Genomic DNA, 20624 nt, shown 5'->3' with positions numbered 1-20624 from the left:
CTTTCGAGAACTGCGGCTGCCAGGCTTTAACGGTTCTGATAGCCGCCGTAGACAGCAACCGGGCTCCACGTCGGCGACACCGGCGGCAGTTGCGGATTCAGCGGCGAATACGGGCCGGCGCCGTAGACCACCGTGCCGTTCACCACGGTCAACAGGCTCTCCAGGCGCTTGATGCCTTCGGCCTCCATCGTGAAGTAGTCCTGGGGCAGGACCACGAAATCGGCGTACTGGCCGCGCCGGATCGTTCCCTTGAGCTTTTCTTCGCCGCTCATCCAGGCCGAACCCGTGGTCATCAGTTTCAGGGCCTGATAGCGGCTTGGCACATCCCTCGCCTGCCAGGTCGACATGCCGCCAGCGGTCTTGCCAGTGGCGGCCCAATACAGCGACGGCCAGGGGTTATAGCTCGACACCCGCGTGCCGTCGGTGCCCAGGCCGACCGGGATCTTCATGTCCAGCATCTTGCGAATCGGCGGCATCTGGCGCGTCTGCGCGCCATAGCGCTTCCAGTAGGCTTCGCCCTGGAAGTGCATGCGGTCCTGGACCGCGATGCCGCCGCCCAGCTTCTTGATCCGCGCCAGCTGGGCGTCGGTGACGGTCTCCGCGTGGTCGACAATGAAGCGTAGCCCGTTCAGCGGTGTTGTCGCATTGACCTTTTCGATCACCGCCAGGTCGCGGTCGATGCTTTCACCGTAGGTGGCGTGCAGCCGGAACGGCCAGCGCTTCTGCACCAGCAGGCCGACCACCTGCTCCAGCTCCTCCTCCATGTGGGTCGGCAGGTCGGGACGTGGTTCGAGGAAGTTCTCGAAGTCGGCCGCGCTGGCGACCAGGTTCTCACCCGCACCCTCAGCCGAAAAGCCGTTCGGATAGAACATGTGGTCGTTCTTCTTTGGATGGGTCATGCCGATCCAGCGCTGGAAGTCTTCCAGTTCCCTGCCGGGGCGCTGGGCGAACAGGTAGTAGGCGGTGCGCACGGTGAGCTTGCCCTCGCGCGCCAGCCCGATCGTCACGCCGTAGTCGTCCGGGTAGTTCTGGAAGCCGCCGCCGGCGTCGATGACGCTGGTCACGCCCAGCCGGTTGAGTTCGCGATAGTAGTGCAGCGTGGAATTGACCTGGTCATCGCCGCTGAGCTTGTTGGTCTTGGCCAGGGTCGAGTACAGGATCAGCGCATTCGGCTTGGCGATCAGGCGCCCGGTCGGCTTGCCGTTGGCGTCCAGCTCCACCAAGCCATCCTTGTACTTCGTCTCGCTGGTATAGCCAAGCGTCTCGATGCCTTTCTTGTTCAGGAAGCCCAAGCCGTACAGGTAGAGAACGAAGACCGGTCGATCGGGCACGGCCGCATTGATCTCCTCCAGCGTCGGCAAGCGCTTTTCCTCGAACTGGTACTCATTCCAGCCACCCACCACCTTCACCCATTCGCCTTCCGGCGTGCGCGCAGCTTGCTCCCTGAGCATCTCGAGCGCGCGCTTGAGCGAGGTGACGCCGTCCCAGCGCAACTCCATGTTGTAGTTCAGGCCTTCGCGGATCACATGGGTGTGCGAATCGTTCAGGCCGGGAATTACGGTGCGCCCGCCGGTGTCAATCACCTGGGTAGTGGCGGTCTTGTGCTTGAGCACGGCGGCATTGCTGCCAGTTGCCAGCACTTTCCCGTCCCTGACCGCGAGGGCCTGAACGAACTCGCCCTCGCGGACCATGGTGGCAATCTTGCCGTTGGTGAGGATCAGATCGGCCTGGGCCTGCGCTGCCGCCGCAGCCAGCAGGCCGGAAGCCAGCAACGCCGAATAGACGCCGGTACGAAGGGATGAAATGGTGTGGTTCATGGCGCTTCTTTCGTTGATATCAAGCGAGATGCATGCTTTCCTCACGATAGCTGCGGATCGCCTGGCCGCCCCCTGCCATTTTACGGGGGCGCCTGCGCCTACAAAAACACATGCGCTTGCGACTATCGTATGAATGATATGTCAACGCAAGCCACCATAATGAGTCGGCGGCGACCTTCCGCGCCCCGCTCCAGGCCGCACACACGATGAAAGCACGTCCGATCCCATGAACCAGGTCCCACACACTGCCCTGTCAGTACGGCCCCTGCATGGTCCACACCCACATCAGGCGCCATCTTGCGCAAGTGCCGCCAGTAGCAAGGCCGATGCGGCCTTGCTGCTGGCGGCCATGGTCACGCCGGTCACCGCCAGCCTGGAACAGGCATCCTGCGAACTGGCCTCCATCTGCGAAGACGACGCGGCGCCGGCCAGCGCCGCGCTCTACCTTTCGAGTACCGGGTTCGCGGCGGGCATGCCTTTGCCGGAACTGGCGCACCGCCTGGCCCAGACCCGGTGCCGGCCCGCAGGCGCTGAGGACCGTGCGGAACTGGCCGGGCGCGCCGGGCTGCTGGACATCCTGCTGGTCGGCGATGAAGCGGTGGCATCTTCCGCACCCAGCGGCGCTGCGCTGGAACATCGCTTCGGACACTGGCTCACCGTCCTGCAAAAAGCCTGGTATGCGGGTGCGCAAGCCCAAGCCTTGACCGCCATCGAACGCGCCAGCGCCCTTGCCAGCGCCCTGCAGTGTCCCGCGGAGCGCATGCTTTTCCACCTGTTCGCTGCGCTGGCCATGTCGCGCTGCATGGACGGGCAAGTCCGCCGCGGCCCGGACATCCATTGCGCAGAGCTACGCCAGATGGCCCGGCTGCACCCGGCCAGCGCCGCCAGCTTTTCCCTGCTGGCCGATGCAGCGCACGCCGGCCACAACGGCGACGTCCTGGCTGCCTTGCGCGGTTATGAGGCGGCGGCCGACGCGGCGACCGGCCAGGGGCGGCACTGGATGGCTGCCCTGGCCTGGGAAGAAGCGGCGCACCTGGCCCATGCTTGCGGCCTGGGCTCGGTCACCGGCCACTACCGGCAGGCAGCGCTCTCCAGCTACGATCGCTGGGGCGCCCACGGCCGGCTTGCCAGCCTGCGGTCACGGTGGGGCCTTGTCGAGTCCGGCCACGCGGGCAAAGTGCCCAGCGTGCCGGCGGAAGCGCACGCGCTTCAAGCAGCCGGCCTCGGCGAACTCGGGTTATCGATCGCACATGAAGTCAACCAACCGCTGGCGGCGATTTCGCTGCACGCCGCGGCGGCCAGGAAATGGCTCCGCAAGGCTGAGCCGGACATTGAACGCGCCCTTTCATCCATCGCCCTGATCAGCGACGCCGGGCGGCACGCCGGCGAGATCGTGCGCAGCATGCAGCGGCTCGCGGCGCACCGGAATAACGATATGGGCCAGGTGAAGGTCGACCAGACCGCGCGCGACGTCCTCCAGCGCCTGCAGCGCCGCATGCGCAAGGAAGGAATCGACGTGAAGGCCGCCCTTGGCCTGGGCGAGACGACGATCCACGCCAATGCCACCCAGCTGCAGCAGGTCATGACCAACCTGCTCGTGAATGCGATCGAGGCGTTGACCGGCTCCTGCTCACCGGCCGGACCGAAACAAATCAGCATCGCCACGCGCCCGCATGGCGGCCACGAGGTGGAAGTGCGCATCAGCGACAATGGCCCCGGCGTCCCCCTGCACCACCGCGAGCGCGTCTTCGGCAGCCTGTTCAGCACGAAGCCCGGCAGTACCGGCCTGGGACTGGCGATCTGCCTGGCCATCGTGCGCGCGCACGGGGGGCAGATCGCCTACGAGGCGGGTCAGCCCCGGGGCGCCTGTTTCCGCTTTATCGTTCCCGTGCATCCGGGCCGGCTTGACCTGGGCTGAAAGCCGCGCCAGACTGCTACCCGTTGCACAGCTTGCCGACATCGACATGGACACATGAACCAGCCCGACCAGCCGATCCGCGTGATGATCGCCGACGACCATCCCATGATGCGAGAGGGGATTGCCGCAACCCTGCTCGCCCAGGGCGGGATGGACATCGTCGGCCTGGCCTGCAATGGTGAGGAAGCCATCGCACAGTTTGCTCGCCACCGGCCGGACGTGACGCTGATGGACCTCCAGATGCCGGTCAAGGATGGGCTCGAGGCGATTGTGGCGATCCGCGCCATGCTTCCCGATGCCCGCATCATCGTGCTGACGACCTTCAGCGGTGACGCACGCGTGATCGCCGCACTGAAGGCGGGCGCCACCGGCTACCTGTTGAAGGACGTGTCCGCAGCCGAACTTGCCCATACCGTGCGCCACGTCTACCAGGGCGCGAGCGTGATCGCCAAGGTGGCCCAGGACGAGGTCGATGGCCACTTCCCTGCCGACAAGCTGTCTGCGCGCGAACTCGAGGTCCTGCGCCTCGCTGCCAACGGCAATTCCAACCGCATGATCGGTGAAATTCTCACCATCAGCGAACCCACCGTCAAGAGCCACATGAGCACCGTGCTTGTCAAGCTGGGCGCGAGCGACCGCACCCACGCGGTGACCCTGGCCATCAAGCGCGGCTACATCACCCTGTAGCGCCCGTGCACCTTGCGCGCAGTGCGACCCCGTCATTCGGCAGGGTCGCGCTGCGCGGCGCCGCCGTAGGATAGGCGTTACGGACCTTGCAGCCATGGTCCGCCGCTATTCATCACCACGGCATCGATCGACCATGAAAACACGACTTCTCCCGGCAGGCATACTTGCCATGCTTCCCTTCTGCCTTGGCTCGGCCGCCCGGGCCCAGTCCGAAACGGTCCAGATGTACGGGCGTCTCAATCTCGGCCTGGAGTCGGCGCAAGCCAGTGGCCTTGCCGGCCGCTTGCCCCCTGCCGCAGCGCGCGTGACGCGGCTGGCGAACTACCGCTCGGTGATCGGGCTGCGCGGCGACGCGCCGCTAGGCGGCGCCCTGCATCTGATCTGGCAGGTCGAGGGCGCGGCTGCGCCCGACACCGGTACCGGCGCGCTCGCCTCGCGCAACACCCGGGTCGGCCTCGAAGGCCGCTGGGGTACCCTGTTCGCCGGCAACTGGACCACGCCCTACAATGCCTCGACCTCGGATCTCGATCCCTTCTACGTGACGACGGCGGGCTACATGAGCATCATGGGCAACGGCGCTGCGCCCAGCAGCGACAACCTTTCCGATATCAGTTCCTTCGATCGGCGCCAACAGAACAGCCTGCATTACTGGACGCCGCCCTGGCGGGGCCTTTCGCTACGCCTGGCCCACGGCTTCAGCGAGGAGCGGCCCGCCGGCGGCGCCCGCCCGGCGCTGGACTCGGCAGCCCTGCTGCTGGAGCGCGGGCCGCTGTACGTGGCACTGGCGCATGAACGCCATCGCGACTACCACGGGCCGGGCCGCGACGACCGTGGCACCAGGCTGGCGCTGGCCTATCGTTTCGGCCCGACGCGCCTGGCGCTGGCCGGCGAGCGCCTGGATTACCGCACCAAGAGCGGCGTGCTGCGACGCGACGCCTGGTACGTGTCCGCGACCCGGCAGATGGGCCAGCATGCGCTGAGCCTGGGCGTGGCAAAAGCGCAGGACGGCCAGGGGACCGCGAGGCAGCGGATCGGCTTCATCAGCGCAGGATCTGACACCGGCGCGGTCCACGCCACCATCGGCTATGAGCTGGCCCTGTCGCCCCGCACCACCTTGTTTGCCTTCCACACGCGTCTGCACAACGACGATCGCGGGGCCGTCGACTTCGCCATCAACGGACTGGATCCGGTTGCCGGCGCCCACCTGCGCGGCACCGCGCTCGGGATCAGGCACGCGTTCTGAGCCGACCCGGCGCGGCCGTTCTAGCGGCTGCGCGCCCTTGCGATCTGAAGCCGCTCGGCGTAGCGCACCAGGTCGGGCAGGGAGCGCGCGCCCATCTTGTCCATCACCTTGCGCTTGTGGGTCTTGGCCATGATTTCGCTCACGCCCAGGGCGTCGGCCACCTGCTTGTTCAGCAGGCCTCCGATGACCAGCTCCATGGTTTCGCGCTCGCGCGGGGTCAGGCTCGACAGGCGCTGGCGCAGTTGCGCCGTTTCCCGGCGCGCCGCCAGATTCGCCTCATCAGTGCGCAGGCCGTCACGCACCGCGCGCAGCAGTTCTTCCGGCGCGACCGGCTTGGTGAGAAATTCAATGGCGCCGGCCTTCATCGCCTGCACCGTCATCGGAATCGAGCCGAACCCGGTCATGAAGATGATGGGCATGTCGCTACCCTGGCGCGCCATTTCAGCGGCCACCTCCAGGCCGCCCAACTCGGGCATTTTCATGTCACAGACCAGGCAGGCCGCAGTATCCGGGCGCGCTGCCCCGATGAAGGCCGTACCGGCCGCGAATCCGCGCGCCTCGAAACCCTCGGCCGCGAGCAGGTTCAGGATCGACGTACGCACCGCGTCGTCGTCATCCACCACGAATACCATTGGCGCCGTCATGGCGAATCTCCTTTCATGTCGGCCGTCAAAGGCAAGATAAAGACCAGGTGACAGCCATGTGGCGCGCGCGGCTGCGCCCGGATGGTGCCACCATGGGCTTCGACGATCGATCGGCATATCGCCAGGCCCATGCCGATCGCCCCGGACTTGGTGCTGACAAACGGCTCGAACATCGCTTCCAGCCCGGCCTCGCAGCCGCCAACGCCGTTGTCGGACACCTGGACCTCGACGCCGTCCCGGACGCAGACTGTCGCCACCTGCAGGATCCGGTCACGGCCCACGGTGGCCGCCATCGCCTCGATCGCATTGCCCAGCAGGTTGGCCAGCACCTGCTGCAACTGGACCGCGTCGACCTCGACGCGGTCCGGCTCGGCAGCCAGGTCGAGCACCACCCTGATCTCGTGGCGGTCCAGCTCGCCCCGGGCGAGCGCGAGGGCGTCCCGTATCATCGCATGCAGGTGGGCCGGGTGGAACACGGGGCTGCGGTGCCCCAGCGCCTGCAGGGTCTGGATGATCTTGCCAGCGCGCTGGCTCTGGCCGACGATGTCGTGCAGCAGGCCGCCCAGCTTCTCGAGCGCCGGCGTGTCGCGCTGCAGCCAGCGCAGGCCGGCGCCTGCGTTGCTCGAGATCGACATCAGCGGCTGGTTCACCTCGTGCGCGATCGCCGCAGTCAGCTGGCCGACCGTGGTCAGCCTGGCGCCGCGCACCAGTTCCTCCTGGGCCCGCCGCAGGGAAGCCTCCTCCGCCTTCCGGCGCGTGACGTCGCTGACCGTACCCACGTAGGTGTCGGTCTCGTTGTCGGCCATCGGCTGCCCGATGACGGACAGGTGGCGGATCTCCCCTTTGGCGCCAGTGATCCGGTGCTCGAAACGAAACGCCGTGCGGGCGGCCGATGCCTCGCCCAGCAGCTGCGCGGCGCCGGTGCGGTCGCCCGGATGAATGCGCGCCATCAGGGCGTCAAAGGCGATCCACGTTACCTCAGGGTCGAGGCCGAAAATTCGGCGGAACTCGGGGGAACAGTTGATCACGCCGTCCTCGACCTCCCAGGTCCAGCTCCCGCTCTGGTTGATTCCTTCCCCCAGCAGCAGGGTCGCGCGGCTTTCCCGCAAGGCGCGCTCGGCCTGGCGCCGCTCGCGGTTTTCCTGAAGAAGCTCAGCATACAGGTTCGCATTCTCGAGCGACACGGCCGCCTGCGCCGCCAGCAGCGACAGCAACTGGGTATGCTCGCCGGTGAAGCCGCTGGACGACAGGCGGTTCTCGAGATACAGCATGCCGACCAGTTGCGATCGCTTGATCATGGGAATCGCGATCGCAGCGCAGCGCGGGTGAGTGCGCAGATAGGGATCGAGCGCATGGCCGGGAGGACGCTGGCTGTCGCTGACGCTGACCGCCGTGCGCGAGCGCAAGGCGGTATGGATGACCGTGAGTGGCAGATCCAGTTCGCCCGGTGTCGCCTCCGTCATGTCGACCTCGAGGCCGTCGGCGCCGAGGCGCGCGCTGGCCTGGACCAGCAGCCGGTCGCCGTCGCGGCGCAGGAGTACGCCACGCTGGGCGTTCGCATAGTCCAGCGCGATGCTCATCAAGGCCTTGACCAGCGGCGCCGGGTCGATCTCTTCCGACAGGGCGCGGGTCGCACGAATGACGCCATCGATGTTGCGGATCGCCCCGGTGGCGCCGGGCGGGCCAGGACGAGCCGCGCCACCAACACCCGGATAGGTATCCTCGAGCCGGGCCACCTTGCCGAGTGCGCCCCAGCGGCGGTAGGCCGCGCACGCCGCGCTGGCGTGCGCGGTCGCCGCGGTGGCCAGGCCACCGTGCCTGGCAAGCCGCGCCGCGCATTCATGCGCGATGCCTTCGATGTGTGCGCTGCCGCCCTCTTCCGCCAGCACAGCTGCGCGTTCGTAGGCCGCGAGCGCGGCCATGGCTTCGCCGCCGCGGTCGAGGACAGCGGCGTGGGCCAACGCCAGCTTGTCGGCGAAGCCACGCGGGTAGCCGGCGGCCCAGGATGCAAGCTGTACGACGTGCGCGTCAATACGCGCACGCACGCCGGCGGCGCCAGCGGCCAGGCCAGGCGCGCGGCACAAGGCAAGGATGCTGAACAGGTGGTAGTCGGCCTGGTGCAGGTGCGCCGGCGCCGACCACGCCAGCAACCCGGCCTGTTCCAGGCAGAACAGGGCCTGCGCGTCATCGCCATCCAGGTAATCGAGCATGCCGATGTAGAGCCAGTGCCAGAAGCGCAGCGTCGACATGGATTCGGCACCGCCGTTGCCGGGCTGCTCGTGCCGGCACAGCAGCCCCGTTCGCGCGCTGCCGGCCGGCTGAACCGTTCTCAGGCAGTCCACGACATCGCGCTGCACGCGCAGGATCGCTTCCACATCCGCGAAGCCGACCTGGGTAACGAAGGCCAGCGCGCGTTCGATTTCCTCGCGCACCGCTTCGAGCCGGTCGCCTCGCGCAAGCAGGATGCAGGTCCGATGGCAGGCTTCGAAGCAGGCGATCGTGAAGTCTCCTTGCGCGCGCGCGGCCTCGAAGCCGGCCTGGGCGCAATCGAGCGAAAAGTCCAGCGGCCGGGTCCAGACGCTGGCCTGGTCGAGCGCCAACAGGACTTGCGCCTCGTGCGAAGCGTAGCCATGCCGCCCGACCAGCTCGCGCGCCTCCTGCGCATAAGCGAAGCCGTCGTCGAATGCGCGGTAGCGCTCGCATACCACGACGCCGAGCCAGGCGAGCGACACGGCCGCTTCCGGCGTCATGCCATGCCGCAGGGTCAGTTCCAGCATGTGGCACAGCTGCATGAACAGCAGGTTCAACGACGTGAAGGCGGCAGGAACCAGGAGGCTGGCCAGCAGCGAGACCACGATCCGGGCTTCGGGATCCGTCAGCGGCGTCAAAGCGCCCAGCCCGTCCAGCCGCTCGCGCAGCGCGGCGTAGGCGCTGTCGCACGCTTGCTCCGACGGTTCCCGGGGAATGGCGATCCCGAATCCGAGCAGGGCGTCAAGTGCGATGTTGCTCGCCTCGCGGTAGCGGCCGCGCCGCACCGCCAGCTCGACCGCAAGGCACTGCACCTGGGCCTGGACGAACCGGTCCGGCACCGTCGCGAGCAGCTTGCGCACCAGTGCAGCGCAGTCGTCCAGCTGGCCGGTCAGGAAGCGGCCGTGGGCCAGTTCGAGCTCAATCTCGGTCGTGAGCGCGACCGCGAGCGCGGCGCCCGGTACAGGCACCGGCGCCCGCGTCAGCAGCTCCAGGGCCTGCAGCTGGTAGCCGCAGGCCGCAGCGTAGGCGCAGGCGCGGCGCGCGAGCCGGCCTGCGCGCGCCGCCAGCGTTGCCAATTCGACCGCCTGCGCCGCCGGTACCAGGGCGCCAGCGTGTGCCAGGTGGTCGACCCCGTGAAACAAGGTACGGTCCTGTCCGTCCAGCCGCGCGCGCGCCAGCAGCGCGGTGGCTGCGGCGTAGTGCAGCCGGGTGCGGCGGGAAGGCTCCAGCATGGCGTAGGCCGCCTCCTGCAGGCGGTCGTGCGTGAAGACGTAGATCCCGCCGCGCCGTGCCAGTACATCGGCGCGCAAGGCTGGCGCCAGCCTGTCGTCGAGCGCCCCGGACTCGGCGCCGGAGACGTCGCACAGCAGGGCCAGGTCGGCTGCCCGTCCCAGCGCGGCGATCGTGCCGAGCAGTTCATGCAGTTCCTGTGGCAGCTGGATCAGGCCCTGCAGGGCAAGGCCCAGCATATTGTCCGTAAAGGGGCGCCGCCATATCCCGTCGAAGTCGAACGCCCAGCCCTTCTGTCCGTAGTGCGCCAGACCACCGTCGGCCAGCCCCTGCAGGAACTGCCGCACGAAATACGGATGCCCGCCTGTTTTGTGGTGCACCAGGCCGCCAAGCCGTTCCAGCTGCGGCTGCGCGCCTTCGAAGCTATCGGCCAGCATCTGCTCCAGGTCTGCCACTGACAGGGTCTCGACCGCCAGTTCGCGGTAGTAGGCGGCGCGCGAGGCCAGGCGCCGGCCCAGGCCGGCGGCCGCGTCGAGGGCGCCGCCGGCGCGCGGCCGCGTCGCGATCACGAGCATCACCGGCAGCCCGGCGGCCATCCCGACCACCTGCTCGAGCAGCGTGGCCGCGGCGGGGTCGAGCCAATGGGCATCGTCGACCACGATGACAAGCGGGCGCTCGGCGCTGGCGAAGGCGCGTAACAGCCGCAGGACCGCTGCCGCCAACCGGCCGCCTCCACCCAGGGATGCCTGGGGCAGCTGCGGCGTCGCGCCTTCCAGCAGCAGGGCGAGTTCCGGCACCAGCGCAAGCGTCAGCTCGGGATCCGCCACGCCGGCGCCGATCCGGCCGCGCCAGTGCGCCACTGAGGCTTCACTCTGCCCGAGGATGTCCGCCACCAGCGCGCGCATCCCGTCCACGAGCGCCGCATAGGGTGCGCCTCCGCCGTACTGGTCGGCCCGGGCGCTGAGCACCGTCGCATCGCACAGAGAGGGGTCGGCCAGGAAGCGCGCCAGCAGTGCCGACTTGCCGATGCCTGAGGGTCCGTGCACGACCGACACCCCGAAGGTGCGCTCGCTGCGCACCCGGCGAAAGTCCGCCGCCAGCTGTGCCAGCTGCCATTCCCGGCCATACAATCCGGACACGTCGGGCACGGCAGGTGGATCGAGCGACGCCGTCATCCGCGCCGCTTGCGGGAGTTCAGGGCACATTCGATGTGCTCGAACAGCAGGTCGGGGTCGACCGGTTTGCGCAGCAGCGCGATCGCGCCAGCGCGGGCCGCGCGCAGTTCCATGTCGCGGTCGCTGTGACCGCTCAGGAACAGCAAGGGAATGGCCAGGCCCAAGGCGGCGAAGCGCTCCTGGGTCGTGAAGCCGTTGATGCCGCGCAGCTTGACGTCGAGCAGGACAAGATCAATGTCGGGCAAGTGTGGCGATGCGAGGAAGCTTTCGCCGGACTCGAACAGCAACGTTGCGTAGCCGTCCGCCTGCAGCAGGTTGGCCATGGCCTGACGTACTGCGGCGTCGTCGTCGACGACGCAGATGCGCGCCGGTGCTGCATCGTCGCTCCCTTGCTGGTTCATGCCGTTGCCCGTCCCGCCTCACGCATGTGGCTCGCCTGTCGTCGGCGCGTCAGCGCGACCCTTGGACGTTCCTGCGTCGGTGGGGCTGGCTGGAATGCCGGTGATCTGGGCCACGCAATGCGTGCGCAGCCAGCTCGCCGTGATCGGTTCCCTGGCGAGCATGCGCTTGACCAGCGGAACCGACTGCTCGCCGATCAGCATGCCGAGCAGGCCGACCAGGGCAACAACCGGCGGCGCTGGCGAGCGCACCTGCAGCAGCGCGTAGATCAGGCCGACCAGCAGGCCGGCCGCCAACGCGACGACATAGATTTTCATGGGGTCCTCCCAAAAAATAACGGCAAGGCGGCACGGCGCCACCGTGCCGGCCCTGCCGTATTGCCGCGCTGACGGATTATTTGGCGGGCACCGGTGCCAGCGTTTCGTGGCTGCCGGTGATGCGCTGCGGCGCCTTGTGCACCATCGTGTAGGCGTAATCCACGCCCATGCCGTAGGCGCCGGAATGCTCGCGCACGATCGCCATCACGTCATTGTACGTGTCGCGGTGCGCCCAGTCGCGCTGCCACTCGAGCAGCACCTGCTGCCAGGTGACCGGCACGGCGCCGGCCTGCACCATGCGCAGCATCGCGAAGTCGTGGGCGTCCTTCGAGGTGCCACCCGAGGCATCGGCCACCATGTAGATTTCGTACTCGCCTTCCAGCATGGCGCACAGGGCGAACGTGGTGTTGCAGACTTCGGTCCACAGGCCGGCAACAATCACCTTTTTCCGGCCGTTGCTGGCCAGCGCGTCGCGCACCTTCTGGTCGTCCCACGAGTTCATCGATGAGCGTTCGAGAATCTCCTTGCCCGGGAATACGTCGAGCAGCTCCGGGTAGGTATGGCCGGAGAAGCTCTCGGTCTCCACCGTGGTGATGATGGTCGGGATGTTGAAGGCCCTGGCGGCCTTGGCCAGCCCGACTACGTTGTTCTTCAGGACCTGGCGGTCGATCGACTGCACGCCGAAGGCCATCTGCGGCTGGTGATCGATGAAGATCAGCTGGGAGTTTTGCGGGGTCAGGACTTCGAGTTTCGGATTGGGCATGATGTTCTCCATTGATTGCTCGGGCGGCCCATCGTGATGTGGGCCGCAATGGTGGTAATCGTAAGACGCGGCTTGCTGTGGAACCAGTATCCAAAGGTATACCTGCCTTACGGTGGGGTCGCCCGCTCCTGCACCGGCATTGCCGGCGTTTCCGTCGCCATCAGGCCGAGCAGGATCAGGACGGGGAGTACCAGCGCGGCAAAGCCGAACCGGTGGAAAGCGAAGGCCGCGACGACGCAGCCGATGGCGAATGCCGCCAGGGGCCAGATGAACTTGGCGCACCTGCTTGTCAAGCCCGGATCGTTGGCCCCGCGGGCGGCGTCTGTCAGGTCGATCACGATCTGGGTGACGTTCCCGGTCATCATGGAAGTCGGGGCCAGATGGGTCAGCAGCAGACGGCTGGTGGCGCTGTGCGCCCCCATCCCTGCGGTGCCCAGCAGGCCCGCCGCCATCGCCAGCCACCCGGCGTGCTCGCCGATCGGGGTGGCCGCGATGCCGCAGGCCATGAAGCCCGACAGCAGCACGACCTGCAGCAGCAAGGCCGGTCGCAGCGCGGCGCCGCCGCGCCGCTCGACCGCGACAATCAGCAGGCGCGCCAGGACGACGCCGACGATGAAGGCCGGGAAAGCCAAAAACTTCAACAGCACCATCTCGCGGCCGGGGTCGGCCAGCGCGGCGCCGATCATGATGAAGTTGCCGGTCACGTGGGCGGTGAACAGGCCAAACAGGGCGAGAAAGCCCAGTGTGTCGACATAGCCTGCCAGGAAGCCGAGCGCCAAACCTTGCGTGCGGTGATGTGTTGGTTCGCTCATGCGAATCTCCAGGTTGGGTGGTGGATGGACGGTAATCGATCCGTTACCGGCCACCGCTGCCCGACATCGTAGGCAGCCGGGGGACGTCGCGCCCATCCCATTTGGCCAGTTTTACGACCTGCCCCTCCTATCCATTGGTATAGCTAGACCGTCATGGCGGCCACGCCGACAATGCGGCCATCAGACTACGGACAGCGGAGCATCCAGCATGGACAAGTCCCCAATATCACTGGTCATCGCCGACGACCACCCCCTCATCCTGGCCGGTCTTGCCAGCCTGATCGAATCCGAGCCGGGCCTGGCGCTGCTCGGCCAGGGCACCAGCGCCGCCGAGGCGGTTGCGCTGTATGAGCGCCTGCGCCCGGACGTGATGCTGGTCGACCTGAACATGCCGGGCGGCGGCCTGGAAGCCATCATCGCGACCCGCAGGATGCACCCGGATGCAAGGATCGTGATGCTCACCAGTTACGAAGGCGATGAGAACGTGCACCGCGCACTGCAGGCGGGGGCGGCCGGCTACCTGCTCAAGCAGGCCGGCTTCGAGGAAATCCTGCGCTGCGTGCGCCAGGTCGTGGAGCACCGACGCTATCTGCCGGCCCTGCTGGCGGACAAGCTGGCGCTGCGCATCCACACCAGCCCGCTGTCGCGGCGCGAGCTGGACATCCTGGCCCACCTGAGCGCGGGCAAGAGCAACAAGCTGATCGCACGCGACGCGGGCATTGGCGTGGGCACCGTGAAATACCACGTCAACAACATCCTGTCGAAGCTGAACGTATCGTGCCGCACCGAGGCTGCATCCGTGGCGCAGCAACGCGGCCTGCTGCAAGCCTTTTAGACCATCCAAGAGCAGAGAGTTCCCATCATGAGCCAATCCACCAGCACCGCCCCCCACAGCGCCCCACTGATCCTGTTCAACGGCTGTTTCCACACGGTCGACCGCCAGAATCCCCAGGCGAGCGCAGTGGCGATTCAGGACGGCAGATTCCTGGCAGTCGGCGATACCGACGAGGTGATGCGTCATCGCCGGCCCGACAGCCAGGTGATCGACCTCAATGGCCGTACCGTGATTCCCGGCCTGAACGACTCGCACATCCACCTGATCCGCGGTGGACTGAACTACAACCTGGAGCTGCGCTGGGAAGGCGTGCCCTCGCTGGCCGATGCGCTGCGCATGCTCAAGGCGCAGGCCGAGCGTACCCCGCATCCCCAGTGGGTGCGCGTGGTGGGTGGCTGGAACGAGTTCCAGTTTTCCGAGAAGCGTATGCCGACCATCGAAGAGATCAACCGCGCCGCGCCGGACACGCCGGTGTTCGTGCTGCACCTGTACGACCGCGCCCTGCTCAACCGCGCCGCCCTGCGCGCGGTAGGCTACGACAAGGACACGCCGAATCCGCCAGGCGGCGAAATCGTGCGCGACGCGGCCGGCAACCCGACCGGCATGCTGATCGCGCGCCCGAACGCGATGATTCTGTACGCCACCCTGGCCAAAGGCCCGACCCTGCCGCTCGAGCAGCAGGTCAATTCGACCCGCCAGTTCATGCGCGAACTGAACCGCCTGGGCGTGACCAGCGTGATCGATGCCGGCGGCGGCTTCCAGAACTACCCCGAAGATTATGCCGTCGTCGATGCGCTGGCCAAAGATGAGCAGCTGACGGTGCGCATCGCCTATAACCTGTTCACCCAGAACAAGGGCCAGGAGCTGGGCGACTTCGAACGCTGGACCGCGCTGGTCAAGCCGGGCGACGGCAGCGATTTCTACCGCCACAACGGCGCCGGCGAGATGCTGGTGTTCTCGGCTGCGGACTTCGAAGATTTTCTGCAGCCGCGCCCGGACCTGGCCGACGGCATGGAGGCGGAACTCGAAAAAGTGGTGCGCCACCTGGTGCAGCAGCGCTGGCCGTTCCGCCTGCACGCCACCTACGACGAATCGATCTCGCGCATGCTGGATGTGTTCGAGAAAGTCGACCGCGACATCCCCTTCGCCGGCTTGTCCTGGTTCTTCGACCACGCCGAGACCATCACCCCGCGCAACATCGACCGCGTCAAGGCCCTGGGCGGCGGCATCGCCATCCAGCACCGCATGGCCTTCCAGGGTGAATTCTTCGTCGAGCGCTACGGTGCTGACGCGGCCAAGGCCACGCCGCCCATCACCCGCATGCTGGAGACCGGCGTGCCGGTCGGCGCCGGTACCGACGCGACCCGCGTGGCCAGCTACAACCCCTGGACCGCGCTGTACTGGCTGGTATCAGGCCGCACGGTCGGCGGACTGCGCCTCTACGACGCGGCGCAGCGGCTGCCGCGCGAGACCGCGCTCGAACTGTGGACCAGCGGCAGCGCATGGTTCTCGAGCGAGACGGGCAAGAAAGGCCGCATCCGCGAAGGCATGCTGGCCGACCTGGCGGTGCTGTCCAGCGACTTCTTCCGCGCGGAGGAAGAATCGATCAAGGACATCGAGTCGGTGCTGACCGTGGTCGGCGGCAAGATCGTCTACGGCCAGGCTGAATTCAGTTCGATCGCGCCACCGCCGATTCCCGTGCTGCCCGACTGGTCGCCCGTGAACACCGTGCCGGGCCACCACCGGAAAGCGACACCGGCCGCCGCCCTGCCCCATCAGTGCCGGGGTGCCTGCGGCGTACATGGTCACGCCCACGACCGGGCGCGCAGGTCGCACGTGCCGGTGTCGGACTTTGCCGGATTCTGGGGCGCCTTCGGCTGCAGCTGCTTCGCCTTCTGAGTTTTTTTACCGCCAACCCGGCGCCGCGGGCATCGCGCCGCCTCCCTGAAAGGAAACACCATGAGCCACACCATCAACACCGTGACCACCCACGACGGCACCATCATCTACTTCACCGACTGGGGCCACGGCACCCCGGTGGTGTTCAGCCACGGCTGGCCGCTGAACGGCGACGCCTGGGAAAACCAGATGATGTTCCTGGCCGAGCACGGCTACCGGGTGATCGCGCATGACCGCCGCGGCCATGGGCGCTCGAGCAAGGCCTGGCACGGCAACGACATGAACACCTACGCCGACGACCTGGCGGCACTTCTCGAAACGCTGGACATCACCGGCGCCACCCTGGTCGGGCACTCGACCGGCGGCGGCGAAGTGGCGCGCTACATCGGACGCCATGGTACCAACCGCGTCGCCAAGGCAGTGCTGGTGGGCGCGGTCACGCCCCAGATGATGATCTCGCCTGCCAATCCGGACGGCGTGCCGATGTCGGTGTTCGACGGCATCCGGGACGGCGTCATGACCGACCGTGCTCAGTACTTCCTTGATCTGGCGGTGCCATTCTTCGGCTTTAACCGCCCCGGTGCCAAAACCTCCGACGGCCAGCTGCAGACCTTCCTGATCCAGGGGCTGCAGTGCAGCCTGAAGAGCGCCTACGGCTGCATCAAGCAGTTCTCCGAGACCGATTTCACGGAAGACCTGAAGAAAATGACGATGCCGACACTGGTGGTGCACGGCGACGACGACCAGATCGTGCCGCTGGCCAGCACCGCGCGCCGTGCCGTCGAACTGCTGCCGCAGGGCCGCCTGTCGGTGTACGAGGGCGCAGGTCACGCGCTGCCGGTGACCCACAAGGACCAGCTTAACGCCGAACTGCTGGCTTTCCTGCGCAGCTGATGCGCCTGGCACTCCCGCCTGAGGCGGGAGTGCTGAGCGTCCAGCACATCGGGTGTCGGCCGCTGGCGTCGCGCCGTCCTTACTTGCCACTGGCACTTTCGTCTCTCTTCAATTAGTATCGCACTCACCTCAGGACAGACAAGCTCAAGGCAAAGTGGTCACAAGCGCACTCATTTCACCCGGCGCATGGCTGCGCGCCCTCCCCCTGCTGGCGATCGCCATGCTTGCGCCGGCCGTTGGGGCGGTCGACACGCTGTCGCCAGCGCCGAACCTGCGCAACTACCACCACACGCGCTGGACCGCCGAGGAAGGCGCGCCGCAGGCGATCCGCGCAATGGCGCAGACCTCCGACGGCTGGCTCTGGCTCGGCACCATGGACGGTTTGTACCGGTTCGACGGTGTGCAGTTCTCACGCTATCCACTTCCGCCCGGCCTGGGCCTGAACCGCAACATGATCCGCTATCTGCACGCTGGCAGCCGCGGCGAGTTGTATATGGGCCGGGCTGCCGAAGGCATGTCCGTGCTGCATCCCGATGGCCGTTTGCAGGACTTGCCCCCAGCGCCGGACCCGGGCGCCATGATCGACGTCCTGTCGGCCGATGCCGATGGCAGCGTCTGGATGGTCAGCAAGGGCGTGTATCGCCTCGAAGGAGACCGCTGGCTGGCCGTTCAAGCGGGTGAGGACTGGGATGCACTCGACGTGCGTGGCTTCCTCCTGGACGGGCAAGGCCAGCTCTGGATCAGCAGGGATCACAGTATCTGGCGGCTCGACCGGCAGACCCGCCGCTTCGCGCGCATTCTGGACAAGGGGGGCGACCTGCTGCGCGCGCCCGACGGCAGGCTGTGGCTGATCTCCGGCGAAGGCGAGATGCAGTCGCTGCCGGCCGGCGCCTCGCCCGGCCGTCGCACTGTCCCGCGTTCCCCGGAGGCGCTCGGCACAGGCCAGTTCTCCGACGACGGCGCCCTTTGGACGCTCGACTGTCCCGGGCCGCCGTGCGTGGTGCCAGGCGCAGCTCGCCATACCGCTCCCGGATACAAGGTCGCGCGGCCGGCCGGCGCGCCAGCCGACGCGACGATCCAGATGTCAGGGAAGACCCTGACCTCGATCCTGGTGGATCGCGAAGGCGCGACCTGGGTCACGTCTGAAGGCGGGATCGACCGGTTTCGCCCGAAGCGGATGGTTCCCACCGAACTGGAAGGAGAAGGCGTTGTCTACAGCACGGTGGCCGATGGCGCTGGACGGATGTGGGCCGCGAATGCAGTGACGGGCAAGATGTGGCAGTTGCTGCCCGAGCGCGCAGTGCCGGTGGAGCCCCGGCATCCGGTCACGGTACTGGGCCGGGACCCTGCCGGCGCCTTGCTGGTGGGCGGAAAACGCAGCATCTGGCGTCATCATGCGGAAGGTGCGGCGGAGATACCACTGCCCCCAGGGGCCGACGGGAAGCCGATGGACCGGCGGTTGTTCGGTATCCTGGACGACGGCAAGGTCTTGTGGACAGCAGCAGCCGATATCGGATTGATCGGCTGGCGAGATGGGAAATGGCAGCCTGGCAGGAACTTCAGCCTGCCGGCCAAGATTTATCAGTCGGCCCTGGCCGGGCCTGGGCAGATGTGGCTGGCTACCGGAAACGGCGAGCTATTCCATTACGACCTCGCGACCGATGCCACCCGCCCGCCCATCGATATCCGTGCCCTCGGCATGACTGCGGCGATCTTTCCGGAAACGGACCTCGTGCTCAGTGGCGACAACGGCACCGGTGTCGTACAGGGCGGCGCCTTGCGCATGCTGCACGCTCCTGACGCGAGTGTCCTGCGCAATGTCTCGGGCTTTGTCGTCACGGCCGACGGTGACCGCTGGCTGAACGGCGCCGCTGGACTGGTCCATGTGACAGCAAAGGACTGGAAGCGCAGCATCGACAATCCCGATCTGCCGCTGAATTACGAAGTCTTCAATGCCCTGGACGGCTATCCGGGCCGCGCCGTCATCGAAAGTCGCTGGCGCAGCGCATGGACCGTGGACGGCCGCACGCTCTGGCTGGTGGCGACCGGGGGCGTGATGCGCGTCGACAGCGCGAACCTGAAGCGTAACCACGTTGCGCCGAAACCATTGATCTTGTCCCTGTCGAGCGACAAGGTCGTATTCACCCCCGGATCGCCCGGCTGGAACGCGGCGATTCTGCCAGCGGGTACCGAACGTTTGCGCGTCGACTTCACCGCGCCCTCGCTGCGCATGCCGGAGCGTGTGCGTTTCGAGTATCTGTTGGAAGGGATCGATTCGGGGTGGCAAGACGCCGGCACGCGCCGCACGACGTCGTATACCAATGTGAAGCCGGGAAATTATGTATTCCGCCTGCACGCCATCAACGAAGACGGCGTGCGCAGCGCGACACAGGCGGTGCTGCGCTTTACGGTCGAACCGACAATGTGGCAGACAACGTGGTTCAAACTGTTCGGCATGGCGCTGATAGCTGCCCTGCTGTTCCTGGCCTATCGCTACCGTGTACGTTATCTGACTCGGCGCGTGGCCGAGCGCATGCACGTGAAGATGGCCGAGCGCGAACGCATTGCACGTACCTTGCACGATACCTTCCTGCAGACGGTCCAGAGCCTGGTGTTTCGTGTGGATGCGATCGCCGCGGGCTTGCCCAGGGACGCACGCGCGCGCGGCGAGATCGAACAGGTGCTCGGCCATGCCCGGCGGGCGCTCGGCGAGGGGCGCGAACAGCTGCAAGAGCTGCGTTCAGTCGGCAGCGAACAGCCCGAGGACCTGCTTGAGGACAGCATTGCCCAGTTGCGGGTGGCGCATCCGGACATCGCTATCGGCCTGCGCACCAGCGGCCTTCGGCGCCGCCGTGCTGTCGGAATCGGTGCAGAGGTGGCCGCCATCGCCCGCGAAGCGCTGCACAACGCCTGTGTCCACGCGGCCGCTTCCCACGTCGATGCGAACCTGGAGTATCAGCACGAGCGTCTGGTACTGACCGTTACCGACGATGGACAGGGCATCGACGCAGCGGTGTTGCACAAGGGCGCCGCCGACGGCCGCTGGGGCCTGGTCGGCATGCGCGAGCGTGCCGATCGCATCAGCGGCATCCTGGAACTCGAATCGGGCAGCGGCGCAGGCACGGTCATCAGGCTGACGGTGCCCGGCGTGCGGGCCTATGCCGGCTGAACCGGTCGTCACGCGTCCAGTCGTTCCAGGCCACGAGCAGGAAAGCGCCCGCCAGGCCGAGGTGCTCGCAAAAGCCGTTCTGCGCCATCGTGCGCGCCATGCCCGACATGTCCCAGAAGCGGTTGGCGACCAGGTTCGCCGCCAGGGTGAACGCCGCCAGGTAGACGGCGCCTGCCCAGCGCATCCTGCCGGACAGGACCAGAATCGACGCGAGCAGCTCGCCGGCGATGGTCGCCAGCGCAAGGGGCGCAGCGGGCGATAGTCCAAAATGGCGCATTTCGGCCACCGCAGCGGGGAAGTCGAGCGCCTTCTGCAGCCCGCCCTGCAGATAGGCCGAACACAGCAGCAAGAGGCAGCACCATCGGATGATGTCGCCGCGCGTCTGCGCTGCCGCATGCTGCCGGGTTGCTGCCGGAATAAGCGTATGCATGTGATTTCCTGAATTAATGTGGTGAGCCCGCAGGGTCCGGGTATGCAGCAGGATGGTAGCGACCGGACTGCGGGACGGCCCGTATCGTTCGGCCAGTCCGGGTGGCCTGGCCTTCTGGCCGGGTTCAGGCAAGGCCCGCTTC

General features: G+C 67.2%; 15 protein-coding genes. 7 read left to right on the top strand and 8 right to left on the bottom strand.

From position 1 onward, the window contains the following. Positions 1 to 26 precede the first annotated feature (26 nt). Positions 27 to 1817 (bottom strand): amidohydrolase, encoded by a 1791-nt coding sequence (locus AC56LV_RS05345; RefSeq protein ID WP_499556365.1) that lies wholly within the window; start codon positions 1815 to 1817, stop codon positions 27 to 29. Positions 1818 to 2043: 226 nt separating this feature from the next. Between AC56LV_RS05345 and AC56LV_RS05340 the strand changes: the two genes are divergently transcribed. The 3 genes from AC56LV_RS05340 (at position 2044) to AC56LV_RS05330 (ending at position 5665) form a co-directional block, all read left to right on the top strand. Further along, a complete protein-coding gene (locus tag AC56LV_RS05340; protein ID WP_499556364.1) occupies positions 2044 to 3735 on the top strand; it encodes a sensor histidine kinase in 1692 nt (563 codons plus the stop codon). A 54-nt stretch (positions 3736 to 3789) separates the two neighbouring features. Then, positions 3790 to 4422, top strand: a complete 633-nt coding sequence (locus tag AC56LV_RS05335; RefSeq protein WP_499556363.1) for a response regulator transcription factor — start codon at positions 3790 to 3792, stop codon at positions 4420 to 4422. Positions 4423 to 4555: 133 nt separating this feature from the next. Further along, positions 4556 to 5665 carry a porin gene (locus AC56LV_RS05330; RefSeq protein ID WP_499556362.1) on the top strand — a complete coding sequence of 370 codons (1110 nt, stop codon included), beginning with the start codon at positions 4556 to 4558 and terminating at the stop codon, positions 5663 to 5665. 20 nt (positions 5666 to 5685) lie between these two features. Here the strand turns inward: AC56LV_RS05330 and AC56LV_RS05325 are convergent, their stop codons facing one another. The 6 genes from AC56LV_RS05325 to AC56LV_RS05300 form a co-directional block, all read right to left on the bottom strand. Then, complete coding sequence (locus tag AC56LV_RS05325) at positions 5686 to 6309, bottom strand: response regulator transcription factor (RefSeq protein ID WP_499556361.1); 624 nt, start codon at positions 6307 to 6309, stop codon at positions 5686 to 5688. Further along, the gene (locus AC56LV_RS05320; protein ID WP_499556360.1) at positions 6306 to 10964 is read right to left on the bottom strand and encodes an AAA family ATPase; all 4659 of its coding nucleotides are present in this window, start codon (positions 10962 to 10964) and stop codon (positions 6306 to 6308) included. The genes AC56LV_RS05325 and AC56LV_RS05320 overlap by 4 nt, the downstream gene beginning before the upstream one ends. Then, positions 10961 to 11365 carry a response regulator transcription factor gene (locus tag AC56LV_RS05315; RefSeq protein WP_499556359.1) on the bottom strand — a complete coding sequence of 135 codons (405 nt, stop codon included), beginning with the start codon at positions 11363 to 11365 and terminating at the stop codon, positions 10961 to 10963. Before AC56LV_RS05315 ends, AC56LV_RS05320 begins: the two co-directional genes overlap by 4 nt. Before the next feature lie 18 nt (positions 11366 to 11383). Further along, entirely contained in the window at positions 11384 to 11680 is a 297-nt protein-coding gene (locus AC56LV_RS05310) for a XapX domain-containing protein (RefSeq protein ID WP_499556358.1), read from the bottom strand. 76 nt (positions 11681 to 11756) lie between these two features. Further along, positions 11757 to 12443 carry a hydrolase gene (locus AC56LV_RS05305; protein WP_499502244.1) on the bottom strand — a complete coding sequence of 229 codons (687 nt, stop codon included), beginning with the start codon at positions 12441 to 12443 and terminating at the stop codon, positions 11757 to 11759. Between the two features lie 107 nt (positions 12444 to 12550). Beyond that, positions 12551 to 13255, bottom strand: coding sequence for a YoaK family protein (locus AC56LV_RS05300; RefSeq protein ID WP_499556357.1), 705 nt, complete (start codon positions 13253 to 13255; stop codon positions 12551 to 12553). A gap of 208 nt (positions 13256 to 13463) precedes the next feature. Here AC56LV_RS05300 and AC56LV_RS05295 point away from each other — a divergent pair, with 208 nt between their 5' ends. From AC56LV_RS05295 to AC56LV_RS05280, 4 genes are all read left to right on the top strand, one after another. After that, complete coding sequence (locus AC56LV_RS05295; RefSeq protein ID WP_499556356.1) at positions 13464 to 14090, top strand: response regulator; 627 nt, start codon at positions 13464 to 13466, stop codon at positions 14088 to 14090. 27 nt (positions 14091 to 14117) lie between these two features. Then, positions 14118 to 15989: an amidohydrolase gene (locus AC56LV_RS05290; protein ID WP_499556355.1), complete on the top strand. Its 1872-nt coding sequence runs from the start codon at positions 14118 to 14120 to the stop codon at positions 15987 to 15989. A gap of 72 nt (positions 15990 to 16061) precedes the next feature. Continuing rightward, a complete protein-coding gene (locus AC56LV_RS05285) occupies positions 16062 to 16883 on the top strand; it encodes an alpha/beta fold hydrolase (RefSeq protein WP_499556782.1) in 822 nt (273 codons plus the stop codon). A gap of 220 nt (positions 16884 to 17103) precedes the next feature. Further along, positions 17104 to 20052 carry a sensor histidine kinase gene (locus tag AC56LV_RS05280; protein ID WP_499556354.1) on the top strand — a complete coding sequence of 983 codons (2949 nt, stop codon included), beginning with the start codon at positions 17104 to 17106 and terminating at the stop codon, positions 20050 to 20052. Here the strand turns inward: AC56LV_RS05280 and AC56LV_RS05275 are convergent. Continuing rightward, the gene (locus AC56LV_RS05275; protein ID WP_499556353.1) at positions 20012 to 20482 is read right to left on the bottom strand and encodes a DoxX family protein; all 471 of its coding nucleotides are present in this window, start codon (positions 20480 to 20482) and stop codon (positions 20012 to 20014) included. The two genes, AC56LV_RS05280 and AC56LV_RS05275, sit on opposite strands and share 41 nt — an antisense overlap. Between the last annotated feature and the right edge of the window lie 142 nt (positions 20483 to 20624).

Source organism: Telluria sp. RB2R28, assembly GCF_059685835.1.
This window is presented reverse-complemented; position numbering and strand designations above follow the sequence as displayed.

Coding starts and splice junctions, on each gene's coding strand:
- AC56LV_RS05345 (WP_499556365.1), bottom strand. CDS start 1,817: ATGAACCACACCATTTCATCCCTTCGTACCGGCGTCTATTCGGCGTTG.
- AC56LV_RS05340 (WP_499556364.1), top strand. CDS start 2,044: ATGAACCAGGTCCCACACACTGCCCTGTCAGTACGGCCCCTGCATGGT.
- AC56LV_RS05335 (WP_499556363.1), top strand. CDS start 3,790: ATGAACCAGCCCGACCAGCCGATCCGCGTGATGATCGCCGACGACCAT.
- AC56LV_RS05330 (WP_499556362.1), top strand. CDS start 4,556: ATGAAAACACGACTTCTCCCGGCAGGCATACTTGCCATGCTTCCCTTC.
- AC56LV_RS05325 (WP_499556361.1), bottom strand. CDS start 6,309: ATGACGGCGCCAATGGTATTCGTGGTGGATGACGACGACGCGGTGCGT.
- AC56LV_RS05320 (WP_499556360.1), bottom strand. CDS start 10,964: ATGACGGCGTCGCTCGATCCACCTGCCGTGCCCGACGTGTCCGGATTG.
- AC56LV_RS05315 (WP_499556359.1), bottom strand. CDS start 11,365: ATGAACCAGCAAGGGAGCGACGATGCAGCACCGGCGCGCATCTGCGTC.
- AC56LV_RS05310 (WP_499556358.1), bottom strand. CDS start 11,680: ATGAAAATCTATGTCGTCGCGTTGGCGGCCGGCCTGCTGGTCGGCCTG.
- AC56LV_RS05305 (WP_499502244.1), bottom strand. CDS start 12,443: ATGCCCAATCCGAAACTCGAAGTCCTGACCCCGCAAAACTCCCAGCTG.
- AC56LV_RS05300 (WP_499556357.1), bottom strand. CDS start 13,255: ATGAGCGAACCAACACATCACCGCACGCAAGGTTTGGCGCTCGGCTTC.
- AC56LV_RS05295 (WP_499556356.1), top strand. CDS start 13,464: ATGGACAAGTCCCCAATATCACTGGTCATCGCCGACGACCACCCCCTC.
- AC56LV_RS05290 (WP_499556355.1), top strand. CDS start 14,118: ATGAGCCAATCCACCAGCACCGCCCCCCACAGCGCCCCACTGATCCTG.
- AC56LV_RS05280 (WP_499556354.1), top strand. CDS start 17,104: ATGCTTGCGCCGGCCGTTGGGGCGGTCGACACGCTGTCGCCAGCGCCG.
- AC56LV_RS05275 (WP_499556353.1), bottom strand. CDS start 20,482: ATGCATACGCTTATTCCGGCAGCAACCCGGCAGCATGCGGCAGCGCAG.